The 6,998-nt window shown below is 70.6% G+C and carries 5 protein-coding genes; all 5 read right to left on the bottom strand.

From position 1 onward, the window contains the following. Positions 1 to 95: 95 nt before the first annotated feature. Positions 96 to 623 (bottom strand): DUF721 domain-containing protein, encoded by a 528-nt coding sequence (locus ACFVXK_RS01275; RefSeq protein ID WP_389609188.1) that lies wholly within the window; start codon positions 621 to 623, stop codon positions 96 to 98. Beyond that, the gene (gene recF, locus ACFVXK_RS01270; protein WP_389609186.1) at positions 620 to 1,756 is read right to left on the bottom strand and encodes a DNA replication/repair protein RecF; all 1,137 of its coding nucleotides are present in this window, start codon (positions 1,754 to 1,756) and stop codon (positions 620 to 622) included. The genes ACFVXK_RS01275 and recF overlap by 4 nt, the downstream gene beginning before the upstream one ends. 56 nt (positions 1,757 to 1,812) lie before the next feature. Next, positions 1,813 to 2,688, bottom strand: coding sequence for a phosphogluconate dehydrogenase (NAD(+)-dependent, decarboxylating) (gene gnd, locus ACFVXK_RS01265; protein WP_389609184.1), 876 nt, complete (start codon positions 2,686 to 2,688; stop codon positions 1,813 to 1,815). A 195-nt stretch (positions 2,689 to 2,883) separates the two neighbouring features. Next, positions 2,884 to 4,014, bottom strand: coding sequence for a DNA polymerase III subunit beta (dnaN, locus tag ACFVXK_RS01260; RefSeq protein WP_358891470.1), 1,131 nt, complete (start codon positions 4,012 to 4,014; stop codon positions 2,884 to 2,886). A gap of 862 nt (positions 4,015 to 4,876) precedes the next feature. Beyond that, positions 4,877 to 6,643 (bottom strand): chromosomal replication initiator protein DnaA, encoded by a 1,767-nt coding sequence (gene dnaA / locus ACFVXK_RS01255; protein ID WP_389609181.1) that lies wholly within the window; start codon positions 6,641 to 6,643, stop codon positions 4,877 to 4,879. Positions 6,644 to 6,998 lie beyond the last annotated feature (355 nt).

Here is a 6,998-nt window from a genome sequence, read left to right as displayed (position 1 = left end):
GGGGGGGGTCCGGGGGGGGGGGCGCCCCCCCCCCCCCCCCCCCGACCCGGCGCAGCCGGGCTCATCCCCCAGACGCGGCCACTGAGGCAGAGGGCTCAGCCCCAGGTGTCCCCGGGCCCGGAACCACCGGGCGCCCGAAGGGGCCCGTACCGCTTCGGCCGCCCACCCGGACCCTGGACCTTGATCAGCCGGACCGTCCCCTGCCCGAGGTCCGCGTTCAGCCGCGCCACCAGCTGCGGCGCCAGCAGCTTCAGCTGCGCGGCCCACGCGGAGGAATCGCAGCGGACCAGCAGCTCCCGCTCCTCGTACCGTTCCGGTTCGCAGTGCGCGGCGATCTCCGGGCCGACGATGTCGGCCCACCGCTCCATCACCCCGGCGACCGCGATCGGCATCTCCCAGCCGCGCTCGGTGCGCAGCCGGTCCAGCGCCGCCATCAGCGGCATCGGGTCCCGGCCGTCGGCGCGCGCGCCGGAGCGCAGCCCCGGCTGCTGCTGGCGCTTGCGCCCGCCCACCGCGTTGCCGCGGGCCCGCGCCTGCTCGCGCGCGGCGGCCAGGGCCTGCCGGGCCAGGTCCACTCCGGAGGGCTCCGGAGCCTTCCGCTTCTGCTGCTCGCCGTCGTTCACAGCCGGGTCACCTCACCGCCGGACACCGCGTACCGCGTCCCCGTCAGCACGTCCGGCACGTCGTCGTCCACCGCCGCCGTCACGAGGACCTGCTCGCCCGGAGCCACCAGTTCCGCGAGCCGCTCGCGGCGGCGGGCGTCCAGCTCCGCGAAGACGTCGTCCAGGATCAGCACCGGTTCGTTGCCCTCCGCGCGCAGCAGCTCGTACGAGGCCAGTCGCAGCGCCAGCGCGTACGACCAGGACTCGCCGTGGCTGGCGTACCCCTTGGCGGGGAGGTCGCCGAGGCGCAGGAGCACGTCGTCGCGGTGCGGCCCCATCAAGGTCACCCCGCGTTCGATCTCCTGCTTGCGCACCTCGGACAGGCCCGCCAGCAGCACCTCGTAGAGCGCCTCGCGGGTACGGGCCTCCCCGCGGTCGACCGCCTCTCCCGCCGAGGCCTTGTAGGCCAGCCCGAGCGGGCCGCCGCCGGGCGCGAGCTGCTCGTAGGCCTTGTCGGCCAGCGGCAGCAGGGTCGCGATCAGGTCGAGCCGGTGGGAGAGCAGCTCGGCGCCGGCGCGGGCGAGGTGCTGGTCCCACACGTCGAGGGTGGACAGGTCCATGGACCGGCCGCCGTGCCGGCGCGCCATCGCCGCCGACTTCAGCAGGGTGTTGCGCTGCTTGAGGACCCGTTCGTAGTCGGAGCGGACGGCCGCCATCCGCGGGGAGCGGGCGGTGACCAGCTCGTCCAGGAACCGCCGCCGCTCGCCGGGGTCGCCCTTGACCAGGGCCAGGTCCTCGGGGGCGAACAGCACGGTCCGTACGATCCCCAGCACGTCCCGGGGCCTGACCTGCGAGGACCTGTTGATACGGGCCCGGTTGGCGCGGCCCGGGTTGAGCTCCAGCTCGACCAGCTGCTGGCGTTCGCCCTGGGTGACGGCGGCGCGGACGACGGCCCGGTCGGCGCCCATGCGCACGAGCGGGGCGTCGGAGGAGACCCGGTGGCTGCCCAGGGTGGCCAGGTAGCCGATGGCCTCGACCAGGTTGGTCTTGCCCTGGCCGTTGGGGCCCACGAAAGCCGTGACGCCCGGGGCGAGGGGGACCTCGGCCCGGGCGTACGAGCGGAAGTCGGCCAACGAGAGATGCGAGACGTGCATACGGCGCCGACCTCCCCCGGCTTCCTGCTGCTGTGCTGTGTGGTGCTGTGGTGCGGTTACTTCTTCTCGACCGCGTGGCCGCCGAACTGGTTGCGCAGGGCCGCGATCATCTTCATCTGCGGCGAGTCGTCCTGGCGGGAGGCGAAGCGGGCGAACAGCGAGGCGGTGATCGCCGGCAGCGGCACCGCGTTGTCGATCGCCGCCTCGACGGTCCAGCGGCCCTCGCCCGAGTCCTGGGCGAAGCCCTTGAGGCCTTCGAGGTGCTCGTCCTCGTCCAGCGCGTTGACGGCGAGGTCCAGCAGCCAGGAGCGGATGACCGTGCCCTCCTGCCAGGACCGGAAGACCTCGCGGACGTCGGTGACCGAGTCCACCTTCTCCAGGAGCTCCCAGCCCTCGGCGTAGGCCTGCATCATGGCGTACTCGATGCCGTTGTGGACCATCTTCGCGAAGTGGCCGGCGCCGACCTTGCCCGCGTGCACGGCGCCGAAGTCACCCTCGGGCTTGAGGGCGTCGAAGATCGGCTGTACGGCCGCGACGTGCTTCTCGTCGCCGCCGTACATCAGCGCGTAGCCGTTCTCCAGGCCCCAGACGCCGCCGGAGACGCCGCAGTCGACGAAGCCGATGCCCTTGGCCTTGAGCTCCTCGGCGTGCTTCTCGTCGTCGGTCCAGCGGGAGTTGCCGCCGTCGACCACGATGTCGCCGGGGGAGAGCAGCTCCGCCAGCTCGTCCACGGTGGACTGCGTCGCGGCGCCTGCCGGGACCATGACCCACACCACGCGGGGGGACTGGAGGCTGTCCACAAGCTCCCGCAGGCTGTGGACATCGGCGAGGTCCGGGTTGCGGTCGTATCCGATGACGGTGTGGCCTGCGCGGCGGATGCGCTCGCGCATGTTACCGCCCATCTTGCCGAGACCGACGAGACCGAGCTCCATCAGGTGGGTTCCTTAAGCGTTGGGGCCGTCTGTGTCGGGGCTCCCCGGGGACCGGTGGTTTCCGGCCGTTTTCTCCTGGGTCGCCCGCCGGGTCCGAGCCTACGCCGGGGCGTGGCGACAGGCCGCTCCGCACGGCGCCGGGCCCGGCCCCCGCTGCTGCGGGACCGGGCCCGGTACCGGCGTACCGGAAGGGCGTCAGCCGGAGAGGCGGACCGGCATGATCAGGTACTTGTAGGCCTCGTCCGCCTCGGCGTCGACCGCGGGACGGCCGCTGAGCAGGGCGGGCTTGGTCGACGTGGTGAAGCTGAGCTGGGCGGCGGGCGAGTCGATCGCGCTCAGGCCGTCGAGCAGGAACGTCGGGTTGAAGGCGATCGAGATGTCGTCGCCCTCCAGCGTCGCGTCGACGCGCTCCACAGCCTGTGCATCGTCGCTGGACCCGGCCTCCAGGATGAGGACGCCCTGCTCGAAGCTGAGGCGGACCGGGGTGTTGCGCTCGGCGACGAGGGCCACGCGCTTGACGGCCTCGACGAACGGGGCGGTCTCGATCACGGCGACCGAGTTGAACTCCGTCGGGAAGAGCGTGCGGTACTTCGGCAGGTCGCCCTCGAGGAGGCGGGTGGTGGTGCGGCGGCCCGCGCCCTCGAAGCCGATGAGGCCCTCGCCCTGGCCGGAGCTGGAGAGCGCCAGGCTGACGGTGTCACCGCTGGTCAGGGACTTGGCGGTGTCGAGGAGGGTCTTGGCGGGCACCAGGGCCACGGCCGAGGTGTCCGGGTTCTCCGGCTTCCACAGGAACTCGCGGACCGCGAAGCGGTAGCGGTCGGTGGAGGCCAGGGTGACGCGGTCGCCCTCGATCTCGATGCGGACACCGGTCAGCACGGGCAGCGTGTCGTCACGGCCGGCGGCGATGGCCACCTGGGCGGCGGCGGAGGCGAAGACCTCACCGGGGACGGTGCCGGTGGCGGTGGGCATCTGCGGCAGGGCCGGGTACTCCTCCACAGGCAGGGTGTGGAGTGTGAACCGTGAGGAGCCGCAGACCACGGTCGCCCGTACACCGTCTGTGGAAATCTCCACCGGGCGGTTGGGGAGGGCGCGGCAGATGTCGGCGAGGAGCCGGCCGGAGACGAGGACGGTGCCGTCCTCCTCCACGTCCGCCTCGACCGAGACGCGGGCCGAGACCTCGTAGTCGAAGCCGGAGAGGGACAGGGTGCCCTCCTCGGCCTTGAGCAGCAGGCCCGCGAGGACGGGGACCGGCGGCCGGGCCGGGAGGCTGCGTGCGGCCCAGGCCACCGCCTCCGCGAGTACGTCGCGCTCCACCCGGATCTTCACCGGAACCGCCTCCTGCTGTTGCTCGCTCGTCTGCCGGCCTTCGTCGTCGGTCGTCGATGCCTCGACCGATGCCGGGGACCAGTCTGACGTACGGCGCCGACAGTCGTTGCGGCTGGCGGTCAAGTCGGGAGCGAGGCGTCGGGGCGGCCGTCCGACGAGTTGTGCACAGGACCTGCTTGAAAACCGAATCCACGCTAACTGTCTATGGGGGTAGTAGTAGGGCCTGTGGAAACGGTGGAAAAGCTCGTTTTCGCAGGTCAGCCCCGGTTTTTTATCCCCACACCCTGTGGGTGGCACCGGTGGACAACACGGTGTCTCTGTGGAGAAAGCAAAGTTCTGCACAGGCCGTCCCCAGGGGACCCTCACTACTCCACAGGTGTGTCCCCAGTTTTTCCCCAGAAGTCCACAGCCCAAACGTCGACATCCGTGTGACGGCTTTCACTCGCGACGGTGATCGGAGGGGGCCGGTTGCCGAACAGTGGACAACCGTGTGGAGAACCGTCGGGAACCTGTGCACAGGATGCGCCAGCCTGTGAGTCAGCGGTGGACAGAGAAGTGGATGAGCCTGTGGATGATTTTTCTGTCCACAGGCTGTGGATGGCGCTTGCGCACAATTCCACAGCTGTCTGACCTGGGCTGATGGGGCCTCAACCTGCACCCCTGTGGACAGATTGTGGGTGAGGATCACTGTCCTCAGGCTGTGGACGGAAGAAAGTTGCGGAATCTGTGGACAACTGCCGCTCCCGGGGGCGTATTCGAACAGAGCTGGGGCGCACGAACGACGAAGGGCGCCCCCGGTGGGATCCGGGAGCGCCCTGTGCTGGGGTCGAGAGGCCCCTGACGCGCCGGCCGGGGGCCGTCCTCAGCCGTTCTTGATGCGGTTGGTGAGCTCCGTGACCTGGTTGTAGATGGAGCGCCGCTCCGCCATCAGGGCGCGGATCTTGCGGTCCGCGTGCATGACGGTGGTGTGGTCGCGGCCGCCGAACTGGGCCCCGATCTTCGGCAGCGACAGGTCCGTCAGCTCCCGGCACAGGTACATGGCGATCTGCCGCGCCGTCACCAGCACCCGGCTGCGCGAGGATCCGCACAGGTCGTCCACGGTCAGACCGAAGTAGTCCGCGGTGGCCGCCATGATGTCGGCGGCGGTGAGCTCCGGCGCGCTGTCCTCGCCGCCCGGGATCAGGTTCTTGAGGACGTCCTCGGCCAGGCCCAGGTCCACCGGCTGCCGGTTGAGGCTCGCGAACGCCGTGACCCGGATCAGCGCCCCCTCCAGCTCGCGGATGTTGCGCGAGATCCGGGAGGCGATGAACTCCAGCACCTCCGGCGGGGCGTTGAGCTGCTCCTGCACGGCCTTCTTGCGCAGGATCGCGATCCGGGTCTCCAGCTCGGGCGGCTGGACGTCGGTGATCAGACCCCACTCGAAGCGGTTGCGGAGCCGGTCCTCCAGGGTCACCAGCTGCTTGGGCGGCCGGTCGGAGGAGAGCACGATCTGCTTGTTGGCGTTGTGGAGCGTGTTGAAGGTGTGGAAGAACTCCTCCTGCGTCGACTCCTTGCTCGCCAGGAACTGGATGTCGTCGACGAGCAGGATGTCCATCTCGCGGTAGCGCTTGCGGAAGGCGTCGCCCTTGCCGTCGCGGATGGAGTTGATGAACTCGTTGGTGAACTCCTCCGAGCTCACGTACCGCACCCGGGTGCCGGGGTAGAGGCTCCGCGCGTAGTGCCCGATGGCGTGCAGCAGGTGCGTCTTGCCGAGTCCCGACTCCCCGTAGATGAACAGCGGGTTGTACGCCTTCGCCGGCGCCTCGGCCACGGCCACCGCCGCGGCGTGCGCGAAGCGGTTGGAGGCACCGATGACGAAGGTGTCGAAGAGGTACTTGGGGTTCAGCCGTGCGGTCGGCTCCAGCGGTCCCGAGGTCGAGCCGCCGGACGGGGCCGACGGCGGCGGCGCGGGCGTGGGCCGGCCGGGGGCCGGGCGCGGCGGGGACGGCTCGTACGAGGACTGGTCGTAGGACTGCTGCTCGTACTGCTGGGGTTCGTACTTCTGCTGCTCGTACTGGGGGGACTCGTACTTCTGCTGCTCGTACGTCTGCTGTTCGTACTTCTGCGGCTCGTAGCCGCCCTGCTCGTAGCCGCCGGTCTCCGGCTGCTGGAGGTAGCCGGGCTGGGGGGAGGCGTAGGGGTCGCGCTCGGGGAAGCGCTGCTGCTGCCAGCCGTAGTCGTCCTGGCCGCCGCGGGGCCACGCGCCGGGCTCGGGGCGCGGCTGCTGGTACTCCGGGTACGCGGGGCGGGCGGTGGGCAGCTGCTCCTCGCCGGGGCCGGGGCCGGGACGCGGGCCGCCGTACGGCTCGTAGGCCTCGCGGGAGGAGGAGGTGGGCGCGGCGGGGGGTGCGGGCTCGCCGGCGGAGTCGTCCACGGTGATGGCGATCCGGATCGGGCGGCCGCACTCGCGGCTGAGGGCGTCGCTGATCAGCGGGGCGAGGCGGCCTTCGAGCACCCGCTTGCCCCATTCGTTGGGGACGGCGAGCAGGGCGGTGTCGGCGACGAGGGCCAGTGGCTGGCAGCGTTCCACCCACTGCTTGTCCTTCGGCTCGATCCCCTGCTGACCCTCCCCGAGCAGCTTCTCGAGCACGCGTGGCCACACTGCGGCAAGATCGGCAGGTACGTCAGCCACAGAGCACGCTCTCTCACAGGTCCCTCGTCCCACGAATGTGTGGTTCTTTGGGACGGTCGGGACAAAAAACAGGGATCAGGCAACGGTAGTCAGGCCGGTGGGTGCGGTTCAAGTCGTTGTCCACAGCCTGTGCACAGTGTGGGGCAGGGGGCGCTCGGTTTGACCGGATGGCGTAGCCCCGCGTACCGTAGCGAGGTCGAGTTGTCGATGGCTGCTGCCGCCTGCCTACCGATGGGCGAAGATCACTGATTGTGATCATTTAGCGGTGTCCACTCGGGCGAACACGCGAGTTCCTCGTGGGCGCACGGTGACA

The organism is Streptomyces sp. NPDC058157 (genome assembly GCF_042884105.1).
In the GTDB taxonomy this organism is placed as follows: domain Bacteria; phylum Actinomycetota; class Actinomycetes; order Streptomycetales; family Streptomycetaceae; genus Streptomyces.
This window is presented reverse-complemented; position numbering and strand designations above follow the sequence as displayed.